This window comes from Humibacter antri (assembly GCF_054777235.1).
Genome location: NZ_BAAHAW010000002.1, coordinates 191,507 through 216,630 on the forward strand (window position 1 = coordinate 191,507; position 25,124 = coordinate 216,630).

The following is a 25,124-nucleotide window of genomic DNA, read 5'->3' on the forward strand; positions in this document are numbered from 1 at the left end:
TGACCAGTTTTCAACCGCCGCCGACACCGCATGCGAAACATGGCGGACAGCGTCTCCCGTAGGGATTCGCCATCTGGCCGGGAACCCGAGCCAGATGTCGCCGCCAAGTGTCGTGGAATCCGCGGTGATCATCGCCATCATGGCCCGGAACATACACGTAGGGCGGCCATTGCGATCAACCGCGTCGAGCACGCAGCGACAGGCCAGTCTCGGGGTCACGGAGGAACAGGGCGCAGGCATCTTCGACCAAGTCATCCACCTGCTCCACGGGCAAGGCACCCGCGGCGGCGAACGCTGCCACACCCTGCAGTGTCGCGATGATCAGCGGTCGCAGTCGAGCCGAGTCGAGACCACGTAGCCTCCCACGCTCCAGGCCTCGCTCCACTAGAGATCCGAACGCGCCGTACAAGGCGCTGGTCGCATCCTGGAGGACGGCCGAGCCTCGGCCCTTCCCGATCGAGAACATGACATCCAGCAGGGCCGCGTTGTCGATGGCGAAGCGCACGAAGGCGGACGCGACCGCTCGGAACTGTGCGTCGAAGCCTTCGGCCGCCGAATCGGCAGCCTCGATCACGCGATGGCCGAGACGCTCGTAGCCCGTCGCCGCAAGCGCAACGAGGAGAGCGTTCCGATCCGGGAAGTGCCGGCTCGGCGCGGCATGGCTGACTCCTGCCCTTCGGGCGAGATCGCGCAGGGTGACATGATCGGCGCCCTCCTCGCGCAGCACCTGCTCGGCCGTGACCAGCAGCTCGTCGCGCAGATTGCCGTGGTGGTACGAACGCATGCGCTCGGTGGACCCGCGAGCAGCCGATGTAGTCATTGACAACATCCTATCCCGCGCACACAATGTTGTCTATGACTACATTGGATTCTGCGGTACTGATCACCGGTGGAACGAGCGGCATCGGCCGAGCCACCGCCGTGCTCCTGCATGAGCGCGGATACCGGGTTGCCCTCACCGGGCAGGGGACCGCAAGCACTGCGCGAGCGCGCGCCGAGCTTCCCGGCGACCTCCTCGTGATCCAGGCGGATTCCCGTTCTCTCGACGACACGCGACGCATGATCGGCGAGGTCCGAGACCGCTTCGGCCGATTGACAGCGCTGTTCGTCAACGCGGGAGTCAGCCGGTCGACGCCCCTCGGGTCCGTCGACGAGCGGACGTGGGACGAGGTGATCGAGATCAACACGAAGGGCGCGTTCTTCACGGTCCAGGGCGCCCTTCCTCTGCTCGTCGACGGCGCAGCGATCGTCTTCACCGTCGGCATCGGTGCAACACCGCCGTTCGGCATAGCCGGTGGAAGCGTTGCCGCCGCAAGTCGCGGTGCGCTGCTGTCTATGGTGCCGTCGCTAGCCCTCGAGCTCGCACCGCGTCGCATCCGGGTGAACGCCGTGAGTCCCGGCGCGATCGATACCCCGATCTGGTCGAAGTTCGGCGCACCCGCGGAAGCCGTCAAAGAACGGAAACAGGCCCTCGCTGACAGGATCCCGTTCGGCCGGCTCGGCGACGCCCGGGAGATCGCTGAGACGGTCGCCTTCCTCGCATCAGACGGTGCCGCCTATCTGACGGGCCAGAACATCGTCGTCGCCGGCGGAAGTGGGCTAGCAGCCTGACGCTGAACCGCACGACGAGCGCTGATCGCCCGCACCGGACCCCCGCTTCTGCAACACGGAACTGGTCGCCGCTGTCGGAACGGTGAAAAACCAAGGATCGCTAGGTGATGGGGAAGCGGGGGTCGCGCGCGTAGTCCTCGTGGCGAAGATCGAGTGCGGCCCGCACCTGAGCCGGCGCGTCGTCCCCGACGAGCACACGTAAGCGGTGGTCATCCGTCGCGGCTACGCTCGCCAGGATCACCGTCGCAGCATCCTCCGGCGTTGTTCCTCCGGCGGACTCGCCCTGCGGCCACGGAACTTCGGCAGTGCCGAACATCTCGGATCGCAGAGCGTCGTAGGCGTTCACTGGTGCGCTGAATCGCATGCTCGCTCCTGCCCAGTCGGTGTCGAGCGCCCCCGGTTCGATGAGGGAGACCCGGATGCCGAATCGCTGCACTTCTGCTGCCATCGCCTCGCTGAACGCCTCCAGGCCCCATTTCGTGGCGTTGTAGAGCCCGAGCATCGGCATTGTGCCTACCGCTCCCACGGTCGAGATCTGAACGATGTGCCCCGACCCCTGGCCACGCATGATCGGGATGGCGGCTTGGCTCAGCCAGAACGGCCCGAGCAGGTTCGTGTCGAAGATCGCGCGGGCATCCTCTTCGGACGCCTCCTCGACAGCGCCGATCAGGCCGTGGCCCGCGTTGTTCACGAGGACGTCGATTCGACCAAGACGAGCAGCGGCCAACTCCACGGCATCGTGCCCCGCGCGGCGGTCACGAACGTCGAGGGTCAGTACGGTCAGGCGTTCGTGCACGGGCAGAGAGTGCTCGCCTCTCACCGTTGCGACCACGGCATGCCCGGCGTCGAGAGCCCGCAACGTGAGTGCTCGGCCCAGGCCCCGATTGGCTCCGGTGATCATCCATGTCTGAGGTGAAGTCATCCCGTCACCATAACCAAAAACTGGACGCACCGTCTCGTTTGATCGAATAATGTTCTTGTATGGCACGTCAGCAGACCCGCTCGAAAGTGCACAAGGCCGTGCTCTCTCTCGCGCGTGAGACTCGGGTCGGATCGATCACGATGGAAGGGATAGCGGGGCGGGCCGGCATCAGCAAACAGACTCTCTACCGAACTTGGCCATCGACCGGTGCGGTCCTGTTCGATGCCCTCCTGGCTCGGAGTACGGACGAGAACGATGTTGTCGTGGTGCCGGAATCGGGCAATCTCGCCACAGATCTAGAAGCGCTAACGGTGGCGACCATTGCCGAGCTCACCGATCCAACCCACGAGCCCCTGCTGCGGGCCGTCACCGCCGAGATGCAGGCGGACGAGGGACTCGCGACACAGTACCGTGAGCGGCTCCTCAGGCCGCAGCTCAGCGCTATCGCGAACCGCTTTCGTCGGGAGAACGTGCCCGATCCGGACGGCGCCGCAGAGCTGTTCGTCGGCCCGATCTTTCACCGATGGCTGCTTCGCACCGGCCCGTTCGATTCGGAGTGGGTGCGAGCGCACGTGGACAGGACGGTGCGCGGGACATCGTGACGCGAGCCGCAAACAATGGCGTCCCGACTCGCATCGCCCACACGGCCGGGGCCGTCCTCGAGCGAAGGTGTATTCGCTCAACGACGGCGTGCCGTGCCAGGATGCGGCGCAAGGGCGAGGATTCAGGTGTGGAGATCACGATCCTGCATACCGATGATTGTCCCAACTGGCGGCTGGTCCCCGGGCTGCTCGCGCAGGCGGCCGCGAACGCGGGCGTGCCCGAACCGGAGATCACCATTCGGCTCATCGCGTCGCCCGCGGATGCCCGTGCCACGCCGTTCTCCGGGTCACCGACGATCCTGGTGAACGGCGTCGACCCCTTCCCGAGCAGTGGCCCGGTGGGGGAACTGGCATGCCGCATCTACCAGACGCCCAACGGTCTGGCCGGCGCCCCGATGGTCGAACAGCTCGCCGCAGTCCTCGCACACGACGTCTGAACAACAGCGCGTCGCATGTGGTGCGACTTGGATTTCTACGGGCGAAAGATGTCGACGGCTTCGCGGATCGCGTAATAGACGATGACGAGCGTTGCCGCGGAGTCCGCCCACCACCAACCCAGCAGCGTGTTGAGCAGGACACCGAGCAAGACGGCGCACGCCAGGAGACCGTCGATCATGGTTACGCGGCCCTCGGCCCGCAGCACCGTGTTCCCCAGAGCACGGCCGGTGCGGGTCTTGAAGGCGGCCAGGGTGAACATGCAGACCGCGGTGACCGCTGTCCAGACGATGCCGCCGACGCTGCCATCCGCACGGTGTCCGGTCAGCAGCGCCACAGCCGTCTGCACCAGGAGGTAGGCGGCCAGAGCGACGAAGGCGATGCCGATGAGGCGGAGAGCGAACCTCTGCCGGTGCTCACCGGTGCCGGACAGCTCCCAGAGCACGACAGCGCTGGCGCCGATCTCGATCAGTGAGTCCAGCCCGAAACCGGCGAGCGCCACGGAGGCGGATGTGAACGCCAGAACCGCCAGCAGGACCACGCCGACCACGTTCCAGCACAGCGTGATCCACTCCAAGGCGAAGCCGACCCGCAGAAGCCGAGCGTGCCTCGCGGCATCCGTGACCGTCATGCCACCACTTTGCGTGCGAAGAAGCTCCCGATCGGCAGGAGCAGCCCGAGCAGGGAGAGCACGATGAAGACGATCTGGTGGATGTGATCAGTGCCCGGCGGCAGACCGCCGATCAGGTGCAGCGCCCAGAACACCGGGTAGAACCAGAGCGCCCACCACGCGCAGCGTTCCCGGCGCCGGAACGGGATCACGGCGATCAGACCGCCGAACAGGCCCAGACCGATCGAGGCCAGCCCGTCCGCCTTGTACAGCAGCTCATCGGCGCCCATCGGTGCCAGGGCGACGACGAGGCCGAAGCCGAGGATGCCCAGGCTCACCACGGCCAGGCAGATCCAGCCGATCCGCATCATCACGCGGCCCGAAGCCATGGTAGATTCCGTCGCCTTGGTCACCGGTGCATGCCTCCGTCTCGCCTGCTCTCATCGTGCGACTAGTCGTCGTCGAAGTCGACCGCCTGGCGGCGCAGGGCAGCGATCGCCTTCACGCCGAGCCGCACGGCCGCAACCCCGATGAACGCGGAGATGACCAGGGCGACCACAGGGTCCAGCCAGAACAGGCCACCGGTGATCAGGATGATGGCGCCCGCGATGGCGACACCTGCCGCGGCGGCCGCATCCGCGAACGCATCCAGCAGCACCGAGCGCATGTGGATGTCTTCGTCCGCTGCAGAGAAGCCCAAGACCGCCGCACCGGCGAGCATGACCAGCACGGTGATCACGCTCACGATCAGCACGGGGAGCCCGGACACGTGCGGCGAACCCGCCACGAGTCGGGCGACCGCCTCGACCACGACCGAGACGGTCACCACGAGCAGAAGGCACGAGTTCACCAGCGCGGCCAGCGCGATCGGACGTTGTGCATGCGGGTGATCGGGGTCGCGATCGCGCAGGGTGACAGCGACCAGGCCGAGCGCCAAGCCGAGGCAGTCCCCCACTGTGTCGCCGGCCGCGGCGAGCACGCTCACCGAACCCGCCAGCAGGCCGACCACGACGAGCCCCACGATCAGCGCCGCGTTCAAGCCGAGCACGATGCTCAACCGTCGTCGCTGGCTCCATCGGGGAATCGAACGGGCGCCGGTCACCGTGATGCGCTCGCAGCCCGACGTCTCCGCATCCTGCGAGCCTAACGGGCGGCCGGGTGCCGCCGGCCGGTCGGGTCAGGCGTTGGTTGACGGGCATCGGGAACCCGCTGCCGTACTTCGACACCGTGAAGCAGGACAGGTCGCCGCGATTGCGTCCGACCGACGGATGTTCAGCTCCCCGCGAGGTAGTCGCCGAGGGTCTCGAGAATTCCGCGGCTACCCGCCTCCCGGTTCGGACCGTCGGCCCAGAACCGGTCGAAGAAGGCGCCGTGCTCGACGTGCGTGAGGCGGGTGCCGTTCTCGACGGATTCGAACTCGAAGGAGGCGATCGAAGTCGACATGTGAGTTCCATCGAGCCACATGTCGTAGGTGGCGACGATGCGTACGTGGGTGACGATGTCGGTGTACGTGGACACATACCGCGACACCGGGCCGTCGTGAAAGGCTCCTTCCGCGATGTCGTGCCCACCGACGCGGAAGTCGAAGGCCCATTCGCCGGTCTCGAAGGCATCGCCTTCACCGAACCACTGGAACTTCTGCTCCTCGATCGCGAACGCGTCCCAGACTCGTTCGACGGTCACCGGATAGTCGCGGACCAGAGTGAATCCGGAGTGGGCGAGACGACGTTCGATGGTCATGAGGCTGGTCCTATCGGGTGAAGTCGACGTGGATGGTGCCGCTTTCGGCTACCTCCGTTGCTACGGTGTGGGTGCGCTCGAGCCCGCCCAGGTCATCCCACAGCCGAGTTCCCCGGCCGAGGATGACCGGGGCGATCATGAGGTGCAGGTGATCGACGAGCCCGGCGAGCAGGAACTCGCGCGCGGTGCCGATGCCCCCGCCGACGCGCACGTCGTGGCCGGCCGCGGCCTCGGTCGCCTCGGCCAGCACGGTCTCGACGGCCTCGTTGCGGAAGTTGAAGACCGTTCCGCCGTCCATCGGGAGAGGCGGGCGCGGCGCCGTGTGCGTCAGCACGTAGACCGGGGTGTGGAACGGCGGCTCCTCCCCCCACCAGCCCTTCCAGTCCGGGTCGTCGGGGAAGGAGTGCAGACCGAACATTCCCGCACCCATGATCTCCGCTCCGATGCCCTCGAAGAAGGCGGAAGCGTGCTTGTCGTCGACGCCCGTGGTGCCGGCCCCGCTCGTGTCGCCGAAGACCACGCTCCGGAACGTGCGCGTTGCAGTGTAGGCGGCCGTGAGGCGCTCCCAGTCCTCGCCCATCGGGCTGTCTGGGGTCGGCTCGGCGCTGGCGACGTAGCCGTCGAGGGAGAGGAACAGGTCGATTCGTACTCGTGACATGTCAGCTTTCTTTCGGTGCGGTTCGAGCCAGGTGGATGCCGAGCCGGTCGGCTTGGCGTTCTGCCGGGGTTCGCTGCTCGCCGAGCCACAGGTGCAGCACGTCGAGGGCGCCGGGGACCAGGCTCACGGTGCGGACGCGTCCGTTCTTCTCCGACGTGATCAATCCCGCATCCTCGAGCACGCGCAGGTGCTGCATCAGCGAGGGCAACGCCATCGAGAACGGCGCGGCGAGTTCCGACACGACGGCCGGAGACGTGGCCAACCGTTCCACGACGGCCCGACGCGTCGGATCCGCGAGGGCGCGGAGCACGGCGTCCAACTCGTCGTGATACTTAGGCATATGCCTAAGTATGGATGCCTGGCGTCGCTTCGTCAACCCGCTGTGGCCCGAACCCGGTCCCCGGCATTGCGGTCCCTGTCGAATACTCCGCATCCTGTTCGACGAAGAGATATCGGACGGAAACCCCGCCCGTACCCGTGAACGGAGCAGCCCGTGCCTCAATACGCAGTCCTCATCTACGGCCCGGATGCCTCGACCGCCGAGACGACGATCGAGGAGCGGGACACCCACGACGGTTACGCCGACGAACTCATCGCATCCGGTGAGATGGTGGCCGCCTTCGCACTGCAGCCGGCGGTTGCGACCGCCGTCTCGGTTCGTGACGGCGCGGTGACAGACGGCCCCTTCGCGGAGAGCAAGGAATTCATCGCCGGCTTCTACGTGATCGAGGCGGATGACCTCGGCTCCGCGCTGGAGACCGCCCGCCGCAACCCGATCAACCGGCAGGGCGGTGGCGTCGAAGTGCGCCCGGTCGAGGGCGGGTTCATCGGCGGCTGACCAACGGATCGATTCGCAGGATCAGGCGCCGTGGCCCGACCAGGTGTCGGGCCACGGCGCGATGTCGACCTCGTTGCCCTCCGGGTCGGCGAGCGTGCACCACAGCGGGCCGTTGTCACGCACGAGCGTTCCGCCTGCCGCGAGAGCTGCGGCGATGCGGGTCTGCGCCTGGTCCGCCGGCACGTACAGGTCGATGTGGATGCGATTGCGCTGCGGGCGGGCGGCATCCATCTGCTGGAACCAGAAGTTGGGGGCGAACCCGTCCCCGTCGAACAGGTCGTCTTCGGTGGCCGATCGTGAGAGCACGGCGGCCCAGAACGCCTGCACCTTCGGGATGTCGAGGGCATCGATCGCGATCTGAAGCGTGTGAACCCTGGTGGGGTCGGCGGGGATGCCGAGTTCGCGTGCAACGTCCGAGATCTGCGCGGCGAGGGCGGCGTCACGCTCGGTCAGCCAGCCGTTCGGCATCACCTCGTGGGTCATCAGCTTGACGAGCACCGCGGGGTAGCGCAGGTCGATGTCGGGATGATGGTTCGCGGCATCCGCCAGCGCCCCGACTCTGTCGACGAACTCGAGACCCTGCGCGAACGATCCGGTTGCGAAGTACGCAGCCGCCCCGTCGGAGAGCACGCGCCAGTCTTCGACACCAGGCGCTTCGTGAAACTGCTTCGAGGTGATGGGCTCGACCATGGGGCGAACGTACGGCCACGGGCGGAGCGCGTCAAGGCATCGCGTTGACTCATAGGAAACCTCCGCGTAGCGGTATTCGTTGCCTCATTTGAAAACCTCCGCGTAGCGGCGTGGTGATCGGGGTGGTGATGAGTTCGGGTTACGCCTGTTTCTATGGAGCTGACGATGATGCGGCGGCAGGCTGTGACGAGGAAGAAAGCGCTCGCGTATCGCAGTGCTGACCGGGCCGGCAAGGGGCGCATCCTGACCGAGTTGGTGGAGTTGACCGGGTGGCATCGCGACTATGCCCGGGCGGCGTTGCGGGACGCGTTGATGCTGAAGGTGGTCAAATCCCGGGCCGGGCGGGCACCGACCTATGGTCCGGTGGTGACGGCGGCTCTGGTGAAGTGCTGGGCAGTGTTACGGGCGCCGGCCGGCAAACGCCTGGCCCCGATGCTGGGCGTGTTGGTGCCGTTGCTGCGTCGCGATAACGAGCTTCTCCTCACTGATGCTGAGGCGGCGCTGTTGGTGCGCATGAGCGCGGCCACGATCGATCGCCGGTTGGCCCCGGAGCGGGCGAAACTGATGGCGCGGGGACGCTCGCATACCAAGCCCGGGACGCTACTGAAGTCGCAGATCCCGATCCGCACCTGGGCGGACTGGGACGACGCGGTGCCCGGGTTCGTGGAGATCGATCTGGTCGGTCACGAGGGCGGCAACGCGTCGGGCGAGTTCTGTTTCACCCTGACGGTCACTGACATCGCGACCGGGTGGACGGTGAACCGGTCAGTGGCGAACAAGGCCGAGAAATGGGTGTTCGAAGCGCTCATGCACGTCGGCCGGGTGTTCCCGTTCCCGATCCTCGGCATCGACTCTGACAACGGGTCCGAGTTCATCAACCACCACCTGTTCGACTACTGCCAGGCGAACAAGATCACCTTCACCAGATCGCGGGCGAGTCACAGCAATGACGGTGCTCATGTCGAGCAGAAGAACTGGACCCACGTGCGTGAACTCGTCGGCTACCACCGTTACGACACGGACGCCGAGCTGGCCCTGCTGAACGAGATTTGGGAACTCGACCGGATGTTCACGAACTATCTCCTGCCGCAGCAGAAGCTCGTGTTCAAGCAACGCAATGGCGCGAAAGTGATCAAGCGATATGACACCGCGACCACCCCGCACCAACGCGCCAGCACCTGGCCAGGAATGCGGAAGATGCCGATCATTCGGATGAACGCCGAGTTCAATAGGGTCCAGCCCGCGGCCCAGTCCCGGCAGATCCTCGCGCTCACCGGACGGCTCGAAGTGCTCGCACTGGCGAAGAAACCGGCCGGTGTGAAACCGCCCGTCAACCGGGCTTGGAACGCTTAACCTTCGCGAAGGTTCTCAGATGAGGCAATGAACCAATCTCCCGGAGGTATTGACATGAGGCAACAGGGGCATCGAGAGCCTTCTCGAACAACGTGCTCCTTGGAATTCCTGTCCGAAACGGTCGCTAATCCCGCGGCGAAACGACAGTATGGGACCGCAAGTCTCGGGGATGCGGTAGATGCAGCAGGCATCCGTGGTTCTCTACGTTCGGATGACGCGCGCGAGCGTCGTTCGCGTCGTCGGTCCGACAAAGAGATGAGGCGCCAGTGGGCTACTTCGTTCCGGTCATCCTTCAGACCGTCGTGCTCCCCATTGTCTCGGGGATCATCGAGCTGGCGATGGTGGGTGGCGATCCCGTTCTGGTCTTCGGCAAATGGTGGGCGTTCTGGGGTGTCGGCACTCGGCTCGCTCTCGCCGGTGCCGTTCAGATCAGCGGTAGAGCGCCCACGGCGAAGATCCTCGGCGCCGGGACTCCCACCATGCAAGAGAAGCAGCTCACTCGCGAGCTCGGGACCGCGAACCTCGGTATGGGTGTCGCCGGCTTGCTGGCTCTCGTGCCCGGATGGGCATTGCCTGCAGGTATCGGCGGTGGTGTCTTCCTTCTGATCGCCGGGCTCATGCACGTGGCCAAGAAGGGGAAGAATCCGCAGGAAGCCGTCGCAACATGGACGGATCTACTCGTCGGAGTCGTGATCGTGGTCTTCGGCGTCTACGTTCTCGTCCGATGGATCGTCTGACCCGACGGCGAGGAGCCACTGCCCGTCACTCTCGCTCCAATACGCCTCGGTGACGACAGGCTGTTCGTCGGAGGCGTCATAGACACGCACCCAGGTCGGGCGCACGCCGACCACGACGAAGCCGGCCGAGAGCGCGCGAGAACCGGGGAACTGCTCGAGGTACGCCGTTCCGAGGCGCTCGCGCTCCGCACCGAAGGCCAGGAAGGCCGTCCCCTCCAGCTGCACGCTCACATCGCCGTCGGTCCCCACGACGACCGCGACCCGATCGCACGCGCGAAGGTTCTCGATCTTGCGGTAGCCGGAGGGGCTGTCGAAGATCAGTGTTCCGTCATCGAGTGCTGCCAGGCCGACGAACGCGGCTTCGGGCGCGCCCTGCGCGGTCACGGTCGCGACGACCCCGGCACCGACATGTCGCACGAAGGCGGCCAGAGAACGGGGGTCGTCAGCATCAGGATGCACGCGGGAAGACTACCTGGAGCCCGGCGAGCAGCGGGGCACACGATCGGTAGCGTTGGCTCCGATGGCTGACGGGCAGGCGCTGGACGCACCAGGACGCATCCGGGTGGTGCTCGACCTCGCCATCCGGCTGGCCGAGGTGCTGTTCGCATCTGGCGCAGGAGCGGCGGATGCGACCGCCGCGATGACCGCGGTCGCCGGCGCTTACGGGGTGCGGAACGTCGACTCCGATGTCACGCACACGGTGCTGAGCCTGACCTGGACCAATCCAGGCACCTACGAGTCGGTGTCGCGCCGGCACACGATCGCCGCGCGGGGAATGGACTTCGCGCGGCTCACCGCGGCATCCGCGCTGTTCGAGGAGATCGTCGACGGACGAATCGAACTCGACGTGGCCAGACGCCAGCTGGCACGGGTCGCGTCGCACAAGCCCCAAGCGTCCCGGCTGGTGCTGCGAATCGGGTGGAGCCTGATCGGTGGCGGGGCGGCACTGCTGGTCGGCGGTGACCTTCTCGTGGCGGCGGTCGCGTTCGTCGCGGCGTTCGCACTGGAGAGCCTCACCGCCCTGATGGCACGTCGTCGCGTTCCGGTCTTCTTCCAGAGCGTCGTCGGCGGGGTGATCGGGCCGGTCGCGGCCGCCATCGTCCACCTCGTGCAACCGCAGGAATCCGCTCGTCTCGTGGTTGTGGCGACGATCATCGTGCTGCTGGCCGGAACCGCGATCTTCGGCGGCGTGCAGGACATCCTCTCCGGCTTCTACCTGACCGGGCTCGCCCGGCTCACCGAGGCGCTGGTCATCACGATCGGCATAGCGGCAGGGGTCATCGGCGCCTCGCTGGTGTTCGCGGGGTTCGGTTTGTCGTTGGATGTCATGGCGAGCGACACGCAGACCGGAGGCCCGCCCGCCGTGTCGATCGCGGCCGCCATCGTGATCGTGATCGGCTTCGCTCTGGCAACCCAGGTGCCCTGGCGCGCCCTCTGGGCGGTCTGCCTGCTCGGTGCGGTGGCGGAGGGGCTCTACCTCGTCTGCGCCGCGCGATCGTTCGGGCCGGTCTGGTCGTCCGCGATCGCCGCACTCGCGGTCGGGATGCTCGCCTCGATCCTCGCGCATTGGAGCCGCACGCCCGTGCTCGCCCTCGTGATCACCGGCCTCGTTCCGCTTCTGCCCGGACTCGTGCTGTTCAACGCACTGATGCAGCTGGCATCCGGAACAGTCGCCGGCCTCTTCGCCGCACTGGTCTCGGCAGCAGTCGCGGCGGCGCTCGCCGCGGGCGCGATCGCCGGGCAGTACGTGACGCAGGCATCGTGGCGCAACATGTCCCGCGGGACGAGGCGCATGCGCGGCCCGCTGCTCTCGATCGCGTCGCGACGGCGGAAGAGCTGAAGCGCGCAACCCGGCCGAAACGCGTGTGTCAGCTCATATGATAGAACGTTCCATCAAATCGGGCGAGGAAGCCCGGACCATCATCGAGGAGCATCCGTGCAGCAGTTCATCTGGCAACCGGGACCCATCTCCCTGACGTTCGTCATCGACGAGGCCGCGCCCGTTCGCCTCATCGGCATCGCAACCGACTCGGCGCGATCCGCCGAACACGACGACCGCTCGCCGTCCCAGCCGCTCGTCGAGGTGCTCGCGCCGCGCTCAGGGCGACGCATCCCCGGGTACCGGTTCACGGAGACAGAGCTCGGCGCCCGGCTGCGCTACCTCACTCATCGCACCGCGGATGAGTCCGGGGGCGAGCATGGACCCTCGCGGTCTGTGCTCTGGATCGACCAGCGCACCGATGAGGGGCTTCTGGCGACGACGAAGTTCGAGGTGGTCGGCGGGGCGCCGGCCGTGCGTGCGCGCACCACGGTCTCGCTCGAGGCTGGAGCCGATCCATTCGTCCTCTGGGCGGTCACCAGTCTCGCCACCGGAGCCATAATCGGCGAGAACCTGAACGACCTGGACGTGTGGTCTGCGCGAACATCCCAGATGGCGGAGAACCGGTGGGAGTCGACGCCGTTGCGGGCCCGCGGGTTCGCGCGCCTTCGCCAGGATGGGCGAGGCGAGACTAGTAAGGGCCGTGTCGCCGCCACCAGCACGTCGACCTGGTCGTCGGGCGAGTACAACCCGGTGGGCGCCGCCGTGCAGCGCTCGAGTGGGCGCACGCTGGCGTGGCAGATCGAGCACAACGGCGGCTGGCACTGGGAGGTCGGCGAGCGTCCCGACTGGGGGCACGGTGCGGCTCCCCTCGAAGAACGTGTGCGCAGTGCGGAACCGTACGGGCCGCCGCGCGGCGACCACTCGAACGATGGCGCGTACCTTGCACTGCTCGGGCCGGAGGATGCCGACCATCAGTGGGCGTACCCATTGGCACCGGATGCCCCGTTCACCACGGTTCCGGTCACGATCACCGTCGCTGACTCGCTTGAGGATGCCCTCGGCAACCTCACTGCGCACCGCCGTGCCGCACGTCGTCCGCACACCCGCGAAGATGCGTTGCCTGTCGTGTTCAACGACTACATGAACACGCTCGAAGGCGACCCGACCGAGGGAAAGCTGATCCCGTTGATCGATGCGGCGGCGCGGGCGGGAGCTGAGTACTTCTGCATCGACGCCGGCTGGTACGACGACTCGGCCGGCTGGTGGGCGAGCGTCGGTGATTGGGAACCCTCCACGCTGAGGTTCGAGCACGGCCTCGGGTTCGTGCTCGATCACATCCGCGATCGGGGCATGGTCCCCGGGCTCTGGATGGAACCCGAAGTGGTCGGCGTCACGAGCCGCGCCGCCCGAGAGTTGCCCATGGAGGCGTTCCTGCGTCGGCACGGTGAGCGCATCCGGGAACACCAGCGCCACTTCCTCGATCTGCGCTCCCCGATCGCACGCGCCTATCTCGATGAAGCGGTCGACCGGCTGGTGCGCCGGCTCCGCGTCGGCTACTTCAAGTTCGACTACAACGTGACGCCGGGCGCCGGAACCGATGTCGACTCCTCCTCGGTCGGGCATGGCCTGCTCGAACACAACCGCGCGCTCATCACCTGGCTGAACGGTGTGCTCGACCGCCACCCGGATCTCATCATCGAGAACTGTGCCTCGGGGGCGATGCGGTCCGACTTCGCCATGCTCGGCACGCTTCAGCTCCAGTCGACCTCCGACCAGCAGGACGTGCTGCTCTACCCGGCGATCGCCGTCGGCGCGCTCGGGCACATCCTGCCCGAACAGGCGGGCAACTGGGCATACCCGCAGCCGACGATGACGGACGAGGAGATCGTGTTCGCCATGGTCGCCGGCCTTGCCGGGCGGCTCTATCTCGCGGGCGTGCTCTCGCGGATGACCGACGAGCAGCTCGACCTCGTTGCGGCCGGCGTGGCCGTGCACCAGCAGACCAAGCATGTGCTCGCCCGCTCGATTCCGCGCTTCCCCACTGGGCTGCCGACCTGGGACGACCCGTGGGTCACCGTCGCATTCGACGGCGGCGACCAGACGATCCTGATCGTCTGGCGGATGCCCCACGCCGGCAGGGAGCAGGAGGTTCCGCTTCCGGCATCCGCGCGCGGCGCCGTGCCCGAGCAGCTCTATCCGCCCAACGGCACCGGAGTCGCCTGGGACGTGACCCCCTCGGTGGGCGGCCTGCACATCAGCACCGAGCCGGGCACGGCGCAGGCACGCGTGTTCCGGCTGCGCTGACGAGGTGCAAACCACTCGCGTCTGCGCCAGTTTGTGGTGATTGCGCCCGAATACGTGGCGCAATCACCCCGAAGTGGCGCAGACACAGGCGACGAGGATGCCCGTCATCCCGTGCTGGCGCCCACGACGAGCTCGGGCACGATGAGGTCGCCCGGGGCATCCGGTTCGCCCGCCACTTCCCGCACGAAGCGTTCCATCACGAGCTCGACGATCGACGGGATCGGCATGCGAACCGTGGTGAGCGATGGCAGCATGTTGCGCCCGATCACGTCGTGACCGAATCCGGTGACCGCGAGGTCGCGGCCGATCGTGATGCCTCGGTCGGCTGCCGCCTCGTAGACTGATTCGGCGAGCTTGTCGCCGCTGCACACGATCGCTGTCGCGTCGCCCGAGATCGCCGCGGCGGCGGCTCGAGCGATGTCCGACGGATCGTTCGGCGTGATGACGACGTTCGAGGTGAGGCCGAGCCGAGCCATCGTCGAGTGGTAGGCATCCGCTCGTTCCGTGTCCCAGTAGTTGACCGGGTCGTACCCGAAGAAGGCGATACGGCGGTGTCCGCGTTCCGCGACGTGCTCGACGGCCATGCGCATGCCGGCCGCATTGTCGATGTCGATCCACGGCTGCCGCCGACCAGGCTCGGTTCGGCCCATGCAGGCGAACGGGGTGCGGGACTCGGTCACCAGATCGATCCGCGGGTCGTCGTGCTGCAGATTGGAGAAGACGAATCCGTCGACGCGGGCCGACCGGATGAGGTCGCGCATCGCCTCGAGGCTGGGCACCATGAGCAGCACGTGGTAGCCGCGCTTTCCGGCGGCGAAGGTGAGCTCGCGGGCGAAGTCGAGGTTGAAGACCTCCTCCTTGTCCTCGGCGTAGGTGTCGAGCGGGAACGCGAGCTGACCGGTGCGCAGTGAACGGAGGCTGCGCGCACCGGGATGCACCACGTAGCCGAGCCGGTCCACAACGGCCCTTACCCGCTCGGCCGTCGCGGCACCGACTCGTCCGGTGCCGTGCACGACGTTCGACACGGTCTGTCGTGAAACGCCGGCCGTGCGCGCGACGTCATCGATGGTCACGCGGGTCGTTCCAGTCATCTCGCCTCCTTCAACGATCTTGGTGCATTCGTTGACAGACCCTTCCGCGGTCTGTCACCATGGCCCCACTCCCACATGATCGAACGTTCAATCATCACGGTCAACCGGGCGGTCCATGGAAGACGAAGGAGTTGTCGATGGAGACCTCATCATGACCGGGGTGGCGCAAGACGCCCCGGCGAAGGCGCGGCAGGCGCCGACGAAGAACGCGAGGAACCGCGCGCCGGCGGGCGAGCGGAAGCGGTATCTCGCCGCGTACGGACTTCTCGCCCCCAGCCTGTTCGGGGTGGTCGTCTTTCTGTTGATCCCGGTGATCTTCGTGTTCGTGCTGTCGTTCATGAAGTGGAACATGCTGAACGCGCCCGCATTCGCCGGCTTCAGCAACTACATCGACGCCTTCAAGTACGAAGGTGCCTGGCACGCGCTGGTCGTCACGTTCTGGTACGTGCTGCTGAACATCCCGGCACAGACGGTTCTCGCGCTCGGCATGGCGATGCTGATGAACCGCAGAGGCCGGTTCACCGCCGTCATCCGTGTGCTGTGCGTGCTCCCCTACCTCGCCATGCCGGTCGCGATGGGTGTCGTCTGGCAGTGGATCTTCGCGCCCAGCACCGGCGTCGTCAACACGCTGCTGCATCTCATCGGCATCACCGGACCGAACTGGCTCAACTCGCCGGGCTGGGCGATGCCGGTCGTCGCCTTCGCCAACATCTGGCAGTACGTGGGATACAACATGCTGTTCTTCCTCGCCGGGCTGGCCGCGATACCGCAGCACGTCTACGAGGCCGCATCGATCGACGGCGCCAGCCCGTTGAAGCGGTTCTGGTTCGTCACTCTGCCTCTGCTGCGTCCCACGATGCTCTTCGTCGTGGTCACCGGCGTCATCGGATCGTTCCAGGTGTTCGACACGGTCTACGTGATGACCAACGGAGGCCCCGGCACGTCGACCACGGTGATGAACATCCTCATCTACCAGAACGGGTTCGAGGGGTTCCGGTTCGGCACGGCGTCCGCGCTCTCGGTCATCCTCTTCCTGATCATCCTGATCGTCACTCTGGTGCAGTTCAACTACTTCCAGAAGAAGACCGTCTACGAGATGGCGTGAGGAGCCCCGACCATGACTTTCAACACCGGATTGCGCAAAACGCTCTACGTCATCGTGCTGCTGCTCATCGCCGCGGTCTTCCTGACGCCGTACATCTTCTCGATCTTCGCCGCGTTCAAACCACTGTCGGAGATCCAGTCGGATCGGGCCTGGCAGCTCCCGTCGCACTTCACGTGGGACAACTTCGTCACGATCTTCACCCAGTACCACTTCGCGACGTACCTCGCGAACACGATTGTCGTGACGGTCATCCTGACCATCGGGCAGGTGGGGTTCTCGCTCCTGGGCGCCTACGCCTTCGCGCGCATCAGATTCCCCGGGCGTGAGGCGATCTTCTGGGGCTTCCTCGCCATGCTCATGGTGCCGAACGTGGTGACGATGATCCCGCTCTACATCATGATGTCGGGCGCGGGGCTCGTGAACACGTACTGGGCGCTGTTTCTGCCTTACGTCTTCGGCACCCCGTACACGGTGTTCCTCATGCGGCAGTACCTGCAGACGATACCGGGCGAGGTCGTCGAGGCGGGGCGTCTCGACGGGCTGTCGGAGCTCGGGATCCTGCGCCGCATCATCGTGCCGCTCGTGCAGCCGGTCATCCTGACGGCGACGATCATCGCGATGATCTTCGGCTGGAACAACTTCCTCTGGCCGCTGATCGCCACCGACTCCAACGATCTTCAGGTGCTCAGTGTCGGCATCGCGAACTTCAACTCGAACTACGCGCAGCAGTGGAACCTCGTGCTCGCCGGATCGCTGGTGGCGCTGGTCCCGATGGTCATCCTGTTCGCGATCTTCCAGAAGCACATCGTCAACTCGGTGAACCTGTCGGGAGCGAATCGATGAAGCGGCGGCAGTTCCTCCAGCTGGCCTCGGCGGCAGCGGGCACTCTCGCGCTGAGCGGCTGCTCGGCAGCCGGTTGGGGGTTCAGGGGAGACGGCGGCAAGACCGTCGAGCTCACGTATGCGCTGTGGGATGCGAATCAGCAGATCGGGCTGACGAAGTCGGTCGCCGAATTCATGAAGCGAAACCCGAACATCCACGTGACGATCCAGCAGGTGCCGTACAACAGCTACCAGCAGAAGATCACCCAGCAGTACATCTCGGGCAACGCGCCCGACGTGTTCTGGGTGAACACGCCGTGGCTGGCCGACTGGGGACGCGGAGGGGTGCTCACGGATGTCGCCCCGAAGGTGAACGAGGCGGGCATCGACCTGAGCCGGTACTACCCGGCACTGGTCGACCTGCACACCGACGGCGACCACCTCTGGGGTCTGCCGAAGGACTGGGACACCATCTGCTTCTTCTACAACGCGACCCACCTCGCGCAGTGCGGGTATGCCAAACCGCCGACCGACCTTCAGTGGAATCCGACGGACGGCGGGAGCTTCCTGCACTTCTTGAAGCGCATCACGCTCGACAAGAAGGGTCGCAGCGCGCTCGACCCGGCATTCGATCCGAACGACATCGCCATGTACGCCACCTCGGCGACGAACAGCTACCAGGACTCGTTCGGCAACTACATGGCGATGAACGGCGGCTCCATGCTGCCGAGGCCGTACGCGACCTCATCGACCCTGAACAGTCCGCAGAACCGCGAGATGTTCACGTTCATGACCGACATGTTGAGCGCCGCGCACGTCATCGTGCCGGCGGCGCAGACCGGGCCGAACGGGGACTCCACGAACGTGGAGACGCTGTTCGCCTCCGGCCAGATGGCGATGTGGATGACCGGCGACTGGAACACGCTCACCGTGAGCCAGCTCTCCGGCTTCAAGATCGGCGTCATGCCGATGCCGTCAGGCCCGAAGGGACGCGTCAGCGTGTTCAACGGATTGATCGACGCCATCGTCAGCAACACGCCCCACCCCCACGAGGCGTGGCAGCTCGTGCAGTGGCTGGGCGGGCCGGAGTCGCAGCGGATCATGGCCGAGGGCGGATACGTCTGGTCGGCCATCAAGGAGCTGGACCCGCTGTTCCTCGCCTACTGGAAGAAGAAGGGCCTGGACATGTCCTGGTTCCTGGATGCAGCCCACGGCAAGACGGTCAACTTCCCGGTGGCCACCGGCATGCAGGAAGCACTGACCAACGTGACGACGACCCTCGGACCGGCCTTCCTCGGTCAGTCTCCCGTGGCGAGCTCGCTCGCCGCCGCAGGCGAGATCTTCGACTACCGCATCTCCTACGCCAGCAAGAAGTAGCGCTCCGCGGGTCCGCACAGCGGTCCGGCCAGGCGTTCAGAACCACGCAACAACACACGAAAGGTGACCATGATCTCCATCGGAATGGTCGGTGCCGGCCAGTTCGCCCCCTCGTTCGCCAAGCTGTTCAAAGCGCATCCGGATGTCGACCGAGTGCTGGTGACGGACATCCTGCCCGAGCGGGCGAGGGAGCTCGTCGAACGCGAGCGCCTCGACGGAACGGCCCCGGACTTCGATGCGATGCTCGCCGGCGACGTGGATGCCGTCGCGATCTTCACGCAGCGCTGGACGCACGGCCCGCTGGTGGTCGCAGCGCTGAAGGCCGGAAAGCACGTGTACTCGGCCGTGCCGATGGCCATCTCGGCCGAGGAGATCGCCGCCATCATCGAGGCGGTGAAGGAGACCGGCCTCACCTACATGATGGGCGAGACGAGCTACTACAACCCGGCAACCGTCTTCGCCCGCAAGAAGGTGGCGGAGGGCGCGTTCGGGCGCATCGTCTATGCCGAGGGCGACTATGTGCACGACATGGATCTCGGGTTCTACGCCGCTTATCAATACAGCGGCGGCGATGGCTGGAAGGCCACGGCCAGCTACCCGCCCATGCTCTACCCGACGCACGCGATCGGCGGGGTGCTCGGCGCGATCCCCGGTCACGCGGTGAGCGTGAGCTGCATCGGCATCGTCGACGATCGCGGCGACGGCGTGTTCGACAAGCAGGTGAGCCAGTTCGACAACGACTTCTCGAACGCGAGCGCGCTGTTCGAACTCGACAACGGCGCCGTGATGCGCACCAACGAGATGCGCCGGGTGGGGTACCCGTCGCAGATTCGCGAATCCCGGTTCCGCTACTTCGGCACCCAGGCCAGCTTCGAGCAGCTCGCGACCGTTTCGGTGTGGCAGGACAAGCACGAGGTGTTCGACGTCAGCAAGCAGCTGGAGACCGAGGCGTCGATGTCGCTGGATGACCCGGAGCTCGCCGACGTCGCACCGGAGCTGCGGGAGTCGTTCGTCTCCGGCTACGCCGAGGTGCACGACCCGTCGCGGCTGCCGGCGGCGTTCCACGGTCTGCCCAGCGGGCACGAGGGCAGCCACCACTTTCTCGCCGACGACTTCGTTCGGGCCGTCGTGGACGGCACACTGCCGCCGGTGAATGCGTGGGTCGCCGCTCGCTACACGCTGCCCGGGATCGTCGCTCACCAGTCCGCGCTGCAGGGTGGAGCACGGCTGCCGATCCCCGACTTCGGAGATGCGCCCGCCATCGTTGGATGAGTGACCGCGCACCGCGCATATCGGATGAGGGCTGCCGCTGCGCAACCGAGTGATGGCCGGATGCGCTACACAGATCGGCATCCGCTACAGCCTTTTCCTGTGGCGGATGGCCGATTTGTGTCGCGGATGCCGTTCCGCCCCGCCTGTGCTTGGCTGATCGCGTGGACGAGCAACTGCCGGTCGCGGAGTTCGCGTTCCCCGGACCGCTGCGGGACAACATCCTCGCCGCGATCGCGTCCGGAGAGAAGACCGCCACGAGCGCTCTCCTGCGGGAGTACGAGCTGGAGCGGGAATCGTTGCCGTCGGTCGGGGCGCGAACTGCGGTCGTCGACTCGGAGGGAATGCGCCGGTTCGTCATCGAGACGACGGGCGTGAGCGTGGTGCCGCGCTACACGGATCGGCATCCGCTACACAAACATTCTGTAGCGGATGCCGATGGTTGTAGCGGATACCGATTGCTGCGTCGACGAGCGTGTTCGGCGTCGTGCGCCGCGCCGTGGTGCCGGGCCGCATGCTGCTGCGACTCTGAATGGCCGCGGCGAGTACTCAGCCGACAGCGAGCTGGAGCTCTCGCTTGCGGAGGGGGCGCACCGCTGCTCGCCACCGGCCGCCGGGCTGCGCCTGCCAGCCCCCGCCAGGGGCGAAGTCGAGGTCGAGTGGAGCGAGAAGGCCGGAGTCCCAACCGAAGGCATCGGGACTGGGCGCATCCGGATGGTCGAAGTCGACGAAGAAGAGCACAGGCGTGCCATGCTCCCCCAGGAGCGTGAGATTCCATTGCGTGTTGCCGAGGTCGTACGTTGCTTCCATGGCAACGACCGATGCCCAGTCCATGGTTCGCCCTTCCGGTCTCCTGTGGTGGCTGCGCCTTGCAGGCTCAATCGGTTCGGTCGTGCGAGCAAGCTCGCATGACGCTCGCCTCAATCGCCTGTGGTGGCTGCGCCTTGCAGGCTCAATCGGTTCGGCACCACGAGCAAGCTCGCGGCGCCCTCGCCTCAATCGCCTGTGGCGGCTTCGCCTTCAGCGGTAGCTTACTTACATGTCAGTAAGTTATGGCATCCGAGAATATTCAGAGTCGGCAGGATGTCGACCCGGCGGCACGAAAGAGGAGCGCACGTGATCGCATCAATGACGCAGAGCGAGTCGCGCGGCAAGCCGAAGCCCCGCGCAGGCACGGCAGCGCGCCGCGAAGCCGTGCTCGAGGCGGCGATGAGCGTGTTCGGCGAGCGCGGCTACAACAAGGCCGCGCTCACCGAGGTCGCCGAACGTGCAGGGATGACGCACGCTGGTGTGCTGCACCACTTCGGCAGCAAGGAACGGCTGCTCGTGGCCGTGCTGCAGTATCGCGACGGAGACGAGGTCGACGGCATCGCCGCGCGGTCGCAGGTCGACGGGCCCGCGTTCGTCGGGCACATCCTCGACACCGTCGAGGCCAACACCGAGCGCCGCGGTGTCGTGCAGGCGTACGCGGTGCTGTCTGCTGAGTCGGTCACCGAGGGGCATCCGGCGCAGGAGTACTTCCGCGGCCGGATCGCCGGGCTCCGCGAGAAGCTCATCCGCGTGCTGCGCGAGTTCGCCCGGGATGACGCGAGCGACGACGAGCTTCTGCGCGCCGCGAACTCGCTGATCGCGGTGATGGACGGGCTGCAGGTGCAGTGGCTGCTCGATCCGGATGCCGTGGACATGCCGGGCACGGTCGCGATGGTGATGAACGAGATCGTGGACCGGCTTGCATCCGGAACCCCGGCGCCCGACGCCCGGGCGCGGGCCGCGGCGCTGGTGGAGCGCGCGGCCGCCCCCGACGTGTGAGCCGGCGGCGGCCGCGCCCGGTCTAACCGACCACGCGGCCGTGCCAGGTGCCGACAGCCTCGACATCGCCCGCGGCGTCCGTCGCCGTGGCCGAGACCGTGTGCCAGCCCTTGCCGAGCTTGATCGGCCCGCTCACGGCGACCGGGGCCATGCCGTCGATGCTGGCGGTGAGCACGGCGGACGTATCGCCCGTTGTGCCGATCACGAGCGTGACCGATCCACCCTTGTAGAAGCCGGCGCCGTTGCGATGAGCGCCGGGGGTCGCGAACGTCACAGTCGTGACCGGCGTGCCGGTCGCCGGGTAGTCCGCGATGTAGGCGGTGTGACCGGTCGGTGCGGTCGCCGAGACAGTGTCGCCCGTGCTGTTGATGCCGTGCACGATTCCGCCGCCGCCGTTCAGGAACTGCGTGACCACGTGGTGGAACGTCACGTTCGGGTTCACAGGCGTCTGGATGGCCGAGGAGGCGAACACGTTCTGATCGACGCCCCCGGCCTCACGGGTGGGGTCGAAGAACGAGTAGATGCCGAGCCCGTACGCGTGGTGGCTCGTCACGGTGCCGGCCACCTGGTACGAGGCGTAGCCGTCGCGCGCGCCGTCCATCCAGGATGCCTGCGTCGGCGGATCGTACGGCAGCTCGCTCTGGTAGAACACGGTCGTCCCGTCATCGCCGTTCCACACGGTCTGCGCCTGCTGGTAGTGCTCGACGAACAGCCCGTTCGCCTCGACGTGGTCGCCGTTCACCACGAGGCCGTGCTCGCCGGTGTTCTGCGTCCAGCCCACGCCGGTGCCGTGGTCGGCGCGCCACGACCAGATGTCGTCGAGCAGCACGTTGCTGCTGTTCACGACGATCGCCGTGTCCACACTCCCCTGCCGGGCGCCGCCGATGCGCACGAACACGTCGCTCAGCGTCGTCGGGTCGCTCGGGTCGCTGAATCGTGCGCGATCCGGTCCGACCTGCACGAGCACCTTGCTTGTGACAGCGCCGGCGTCGATCGTGAGGCCTGACACCTTGACGCCCTTCACGTCGCCGATCTCGATCGCAGCGTTGCCACGGGTCGGCGTCACCGTCGCTTCTCCCTGCCCGAGGATGACCGTGTCCGATCGCCGCACCTCGAGCGCCCGATCGAGGTTGTAGACGCCGGGCGTGACGATGAGGTTCTTGCCGGATGCCAGCTGCGCGTTGATCCGTGCAGCGGAGTCACCGGGGTGGGCGATGTAGAACGCGGTCATCGGCAGGGATGTGCCGGCCGAGGCATCCGTCGACCAGGAGATGCCCGACGCGTTCTTCTGCGCCATGGGCACGAACACCCGGTACTGGCCGTGGTCGACGTAGAGGAACGGCGCCTGCCTGCTCTCCGGCGTGGAGCTCAGCGTGGTGTACGGCGGGTTCGGATACGTCGCATCGTCGGGAGCGCCTGTCACGCCCGAGAACACCTGGTTCCACACCCCGTTCGACCACGAGCCGACCGAGCTGTTCTCGGTGTACCACTGCTGCTGGGAACCGTTCGTCACGAGTCCGGTCACGTTCGAGTCGGCGAGAAACCCGCCGCTCGCGTAGGCGCCGAAGCGGCCCATCAGCGTGAGGTCGCCGGCGATGTCGACCCGGCGAAGCGGTGCGGCCTGCGAGACGGACCAGCGCATGGTGTGCGGGTCGGTGATGCCCTCCGGGTACTGGCGCGTGGCATCCTCTCCGAGCGGCTCCTGGATCGGGTTGATCTTGACGTTGCTCAGCGAGCGCCAGAAGTTGTCGAGCGAGCCAGGGCTCTGCCCCTCCCACGGCGCGGTCGGATTCGACTGCACCGGTTCGACGTGGAGCGCGCCGTTGATCGTGACGTCGTCCGGCGATGCACCGAGGCCGGCGACCGACTCGTAGAATCCCACGTTCGCGTTGACGATGTTCGTCGCGGCATCCGGACCGGAGTTGTTCGTGTTGGTGCCGCATCCGTACGTGCCGGGCAGGAAGTACACCTGGTGCCTGTTGGACGAGAACTCCTGCTCGTTCGACACCGCCGCGAGCTTGGCGTTGATCGTGTCGTTGCTCATGCTCGGATCGAGGATGAGCACGTTCGGCCCGAAGTTCGGCGCGGCCGGTGCACGGTACGAGGGGTCGGGCTGACAGCCGGCCGTCGAGGCGTCGCCTGGAGTCGCGGCGGACGCCGGCACGGCGCCCAGCAGGCCGAGCCCGCTGAGTGCGAGTGCGGAGGTGGCGAGAACGCTCGCGCTCGTCAGGATGCGACGCGAGGGCGCGGAACGACTCATCTGGTTCTCCTTCTTGCCGAGCCGCCTGCACGCGGATCCAGGCGGCGGTGCCCGAAAACGTTGGAAACTTCAGTTACTTACTGACTGGAAAGTAACCCTGCCACTCGATGCGGTCCCGCGCCACCCCTTCAGGGGGACAACCGCCGCCTTGGCCGCCGCCGTCAGGGCTGGATCTTCTCCAGGTCCTCGAGCAGGCTCGGATGCGACGGCTCCCAGCCGAGCAGCTCTCGCGTGCGGGCGCTGGACGACGGCTGGTCCATGGCGAGCACCGGACCGAGCGGCCCGTAGGTCTCCTCGGGCACCTGTTCGACGGGCACGCCGAGCCGACGGCCGATCGCGGCGGCGATGTCGTGCACCGCGTCGCCCTCGTCGGCGACGGCGTGCCAGACGCTGCCGGGATCCGCTCGCTCGAGCGCCAGCCGGAACAGCGCGGCCGCGTCGAGCGCGTGCACGGCGGGCCAGCGCTGAGTGCCATCGCCCGGGTAGCCGCAGACGCCGGTTCGGCGAGCGATCTCGGTGAGCATGCCCGCGAAGCCGCCGGTGCCGTTGTTGTGCACGGTGCGCGGCAGGCGAACGGCACTCGTGCGCACTCCGCGACCCGCCAGCTCGAGCGTGGCCGTGACCGACTGGCTTCGCCCGCCGACCGGCCCGCTCAGAGGCGCCGGATCGTCTTCGGTCGAGGCGCGCCCGGGAATCGCAGGTGTGCCGGAGACCCGCACGAACGCCCGTCCGCTTCCCACCAACTCCTCCCCGATGGCGGCACTGGCGGCGGCCTCCTCGGCGATCGCCCGATCGAGTGCCTCAGGACTGCTGAAGTCGTTCGCGAACGCCAGGTGGATCACGCCGTCGCTCTGGGCGGCTCCCTCTCGGAGGGTGTCGAGAGCCGTGAGCTCGCCGCCGATGGTCTGGGCCCCGGCCTGTTCGAGCGCCCGAGCAGAGGCGTCCGAGCGTGCGAGCGCCAGAACGCTGTGCCCGTGCCCGAGCAGTTCGGCTACGACGGCCGAGCCGATCAGGCCGCTGCCGCCGGTGATGAAGACGTGCATGAGATCTCCCTGATGAATGATGGGACT

General features: G+C 66.8%; 27 protein-coding genes and 1 pseudogene. 14 read left to right on the forward strand and 14 right to left on the reverse strand.

From position 1 onward, the window contains the following. Positions 1–175: 175 nt before the first annotated feature. The gene (locus ACYVDK_RS01595) at positions 176–820 is read right to left on the reverse strand and encodes a TetR/AcrR family transcriptional regulator (protein ID WP_460516948.1); all 645 of its coding nucleotides are present in this window, start codon (positions 818–820) and stop codon (positions 176–178) included. Between the two features lie 35 nt (positions 821–855). On the opposite strand from ACYVDK_RS01595, the gene ACYVDK_RS01600 reads away from it, so the two are divergent. Beyond that, positions 856–1,611 carry an SDR family oxidoreductase gene (locus tag ACYVDK_RS01600; RefSeq protein ID WP_460516951.1) on the forward strand — a complete coding sequence of 252 codons (756 nt, stop codon included), beginning with the start codon at positions 856–858 and terminating at the stop codon, positions 1,609–1,611. A 100-nt stretch (positions 1,612–1,711) separates the two neighbouring features. Here ACYVDK_RS01600 and ACYVDK_RS01605 read toward each other — a convergent pair whose 3' ends face one another. After that, positions 1,712–2,533 (reverse strand): SDR family NAD(P)-dependent oxidoreductase, encoded by an 822-nt coding sequence (locus tag ACYVDK_RS01605; protein WP_460516954.1) that lies wholly within the window; start codon positions 2,531–2,533, stop codon positions 1,712–1,714. Positions 2,534–2,592: 59 nt separating this feature from the next. Here ACYVDK_RS01605 and ACYVDK_RS01610 point away from each other — a divergent pair, with 59 nt between their 5' ends. Continuing rightward, entirely contained in the window at positions 2,593–3,135 is a 543-nt protein-coding gene (locus ACYVDK_RS01610; RefSeq protein WP_460516957.1) for a TetR-like C-terminal domain-containing protein, read from the forward strand. A 128-nt stretch (positions 3,136–3,263) separates the two neighbouring features. Continuing rightward, positions 3,264–3,572: a thioredoxin family protein gene (locus ACYVDK_RS01615; protein ID WP_460516959.1), complete on the forward strand. Its 309-nt coding sequence runs from the start codon at positions 3,264–3,266 to the stop codon at positions 3,570–3,572. Between the two features lie 35 nt (positions 3,573–3,607). Here the strand turns inward: ACYVDK_RS01615 and ACYVDK_RS01620 are convergent, their stop codons facing one another. The 6 genes from ACYVDK_RS01620 to ACYVDK_RS01645 form a co-directional block, all read right to left on the reverse strand. Continuing rightward, positions 3,608–4,201, reverse strand: a complete 594-nt coding sequence (locus tag ACYVDK_RS01620; RefSeq protein WP_460516962.1) for a cation diffusion facilitator family transporter — start codon at positions 4,199–4,201, stop codon at positions 3,608–3,610. Then, positions 4,198–4,569 (reverse strand): hypothetical protein, encoded by a 372-nt coding sequence (locus ACYVDK_RS01625; RefSeq protein WP_460516965.1) that lies wholly within the window; start codon positions 4,567–4,569, stop codon positions 4,198–4,200. Before ACYVDK_RS01625 ends, ACYVDK_RS01620 begins: the two co-directional genes overlap by 4 nt. Positions 4,570–4,631: 62 nt before the next feature. After that, a complete protein-coding gene (locus tag ACYVDK_RS01630; protein ID WP_460516968.1) occupies positions 4,632–5,237 on the reverse strand; it encodes a cation diffusion facilitator family transporter in 606 nt (201 codons plus the stop codon). Between the two features lie 215 nt (positions 5,238–5,452). Next, complete coding sequence (locus ACYVDK_RS01635) at positions 5,453–5,920, reverse strand: SRPBCC family protein (RefSeq protein ID WP_460516971.1); 468 nt, start codon at positions 5,918–5,920, stop codon at positions 5,453–5,455. A 10-nt stretch (positions 5,921–5,930) separates the two neighbouring features. Further along, positions 5,931–6,578: a dihydrofolate reductase family protein gene (locus ACYVDK_RS01640; RefSeq protein ID WP_460516974.1), complete on the reverse strand. Its 648-nt coding sequence runs from the start codon at positions 6,576–6,578 to the stop codon at positions 5,931–5,933. 1 nt (position 6,579) lies between these two features. Then, on the reverse strand, positions 6,580–6,918 hold the full coding sequence (locus ACYVDK_RS01645) for an ArsR/SmtB family transcription factor (RefSeq protein WP_460516977.1): 339 nt from the start codon (positions 6,916–6,918) through the stop codon (positions 6,580–6,582). 153 nt (positions 6,919–7,071) lie between these two features. Between ACYVDK_RS01645 and ACYVDK_RS01650 the strand changes: the two genes are divergently transcribed. Further along, a complete protein-coding gene (locus tag ACYVDK_RS01650) occupies positions 7,072–7,416 on the forward strand; it encodes a YciI family protein (protein ID WP_460516980.1) in 345 nt (114 codons plus the stop codon). Positions 7,417–7,437: 21 nt separating this feature from the next. Here ACYVDK_RS01650 and ACYVDK_RS01655 read toward each other — a convergent pair whose 3' ends face one another. Then, complete coding sequence (locus tag ACYVDK_RS01655; protein WP_460516983.1) at positions 7,438–8,106, reverse strand: VOC family protein; 669 nt, start codon at positions 8,104–8,106, stop codon at positions 7,438–7,440. A 153-nt stretch (positions 8,107–8,259) separates the two neighbouring features. Here ACYVDK_RS01655 and ACYVDK_RS01660 point away from each other — a divergent pair, with 153 nt between their 5' ends. Then, positions 8,260–9,459: an integrase catalytic domain-containing protein gene (locus ACYVDK_RS01660; RefSeq protein WP_460516986.1), complete on the forward strand. Its 1,200-nt coding sequence runs from the start codon at positions 8,260–8,262 to the stop codon at positions 9,457–9,459. A gap of 266 nt (positions 9,460–9,725) precedes the next feature. Beyond that, a complete protein-coding gene (locus ACYVDK_RS01665; protein ID WP_460516989.1) occupies positions 9,726–10,196 on the forward strand; it encodes a hypothetical protein in 471 nt (156 codons plus the stop codon). On the opposite strand, the gene ACYVDK_RS01670 is transcribed toward ACYVDK_RS01665, so the two are convergent. Beyond that, the gene (locus ACYVDK_RS01670) at positions 10,134–10,655 is read right to left on the reverse strand and encodes a pyridoxamine 5'-phosphate oxidase family protein (protein WP_460516993.1); all 522 of its coding nucleotides are present in this window, start codon (positions 10,653–10,655) and stop codon (positions 10,134–10,136) included. The two genes, ACYVDK_RS01665 and ACYVDK_RS01670, sit on opposite strands and share 63 nt — an antisense overlap. A gap of 61 nt (positions 10,656–10,716) precedes the next feature. Here ACYVDK_RS01670 and ACYVDK_RS01675 point away from each other — a divergent pair, with 61 nt between their 5' ends. Then, the gene (locus tag ACYVDK_RS01675) at positions 10,717–12,036 is read left to right on the forward strand and encodes a threonine/serine exporter family protein (protein WP_460516996.1); all 1,320 of its coding nucleotides are present in this window, start codon (positions 10,717–10,719) and stop codon (positions 12,034–12,036) included. Between the two features lie 96 nt (positions 12,037–12,132). Next, positions 12,133–14,322 carry a glycoside hydrolase family 36 protein gene (locus tag ACYVDK_RS01680; RefSeq protein WP_460516999.1) on the forward strand — a complete coding sequence of 730 codons (2,190 nt, stop codon included), beginning with the start codon at positions 12,133–12,135 and terminating at the stop codon, positions 14,320–14,322. 104 nt (positions 14,323–14,426) lie between these two features. Here the strand turns inward: ACYVDK_RS01680 and ACYVDK_RS01685 are convergent, their stop codons facing one another. After that, positions 14,427–15,413, reverse strand: coding sequence for a LacI family DNA-binding transcriptional regulator (locus ACYVDK_RS01685; RefSeq protein ID WP_460517002.1), 987 nt, complete (start codon positions 15,411–15,413; stop codon positions 14,427–14,429). Between the two features lie 151 nt (positions 15,414–15,564). Here ACYVDK_RS01685 and ACYVDK_RS01690 point away from each other — a divergent pair, with 151 nt between their 5' ends. The 5 genes and pseudogenes from ACYVDK_RS01690 to ACYVDK_RS01710 form a co-directional block, all read left to right on the forward strand. Beyond that, on the forward strand, positions 15,565–16,518 hold the full coding sequence (locus ACYVDK_RS01690; protein WP_460517005.1) for a carbohydrate ABC transporter permease: 954 nt from the start codon (positions 15,565–15,567) through the stop codon (positions 16,516–16,518). 12 nt (positions 16,519–16,530) lie between these two features. Then, positions 16,531–17,361, forward strand: a complete 831-nt coding sequence (locus ACYVDK_RS01695; protein ID WP_460517008.1) for a carbohydrate ABC transporter permease — start codon at positions 16,531–16,533, stop codon at positions 17,359–17,361. After that, positions 17,358–18,716, forward strand: coding sequence for an ABC transporter substrate-binding protein (locus ACYVDK_RS01700; RefSeq protein ID WP_460517011.1), 1,359 nt, complete (start codon positions 17,358–17,360; stop codon positions 18,714–18,716). Before ACYVDK_RS01695 ends, ACYVDK_RS01700 begins: the two co-directional genes overlap by 4 nt. A 69-nt stretch (positions 18,717–18,785) precedes the next feature. Further along, positions 18,786–19,988, forward strand: a complete 1,203-nt coding sequence (locus ACYVDK_RS01705) for a Gfo/Idh/MocA family protein (RefSeq protein ID WP_460517014.1) — start codon at positions 18,786–18,788, stop codon at positions 19,986–19,988. A gap of 161 nt (positions 19,989–20,149) precedes the next feature. After that, positions 20,150–20,368 (forward strand): annotated as a pseudogene (locus ACYVDK_RS01710) (ASCH domain-containing protein); the annotation flags it as partial. A gap of 166 nt (positions 20,369–20,534) precedes the next feature. Here the strand turns inward: ACYVDK_RS01710 and ACYVDK_RS01715 are convergent. Then, positions 20,535–20,819, reverse strand: coding sequence for a hypothetical protein (locus ACYVDK_RS01715; protein WP_460517383.1), 285 nt, complete (start codon positions 20,817–20,819; stop codon positions 20,535–20,537). Between the two features lie 282 nt (positions 20,820–21,101). Between ACYVDK_RS01715 and ACYVDK_RS01720 the strand changes: the two genes are divergently transcribed. Then, positions 21,102–21,794 (forward strand): TetR/AcrR family transcriptional regulator, encoded by a 693-nt coding sequence (locus ACYVDK_RS01720; RefSeq protein WP_460517017.1) that lies wholly within the window; start codon positions 21,102–21,104, stop codon positions 21,792–21,794. A 22-nt stretch (positions 21,795–21,816) separates the two neighbouring features. Here the strand turns inward: ACYVDK_RS01720 and ACYVDK_RS01725 are convergent, their stop codons facing one another. Then, positions 21,817–24,054: an adenylyl cyclase gene (locus tag ACYVDK_RS01725; protein ID WP_460517020.1), complete on the reverse strand. Its 2,238-nt coding sequence runs from the start codon at positions 24,052–24,054 to the stop codon at positions 21,817–21,819. Positions 24,055–24,215: 161 nt separating this feature from the next. Continuing rightward, complete coding sequence (locus ACYVDK_RS01730) at positions 24,216–25,097, reverse strand: SDR family oxidoreductase (protein ID WP_460517023.1); 882 nt, start codon at positions 25,095–25,097, stop codon at positions 24,216–24,218. Between the last annotated feature and the right edge of the window lie 27 nt (positions 25,098–25,124).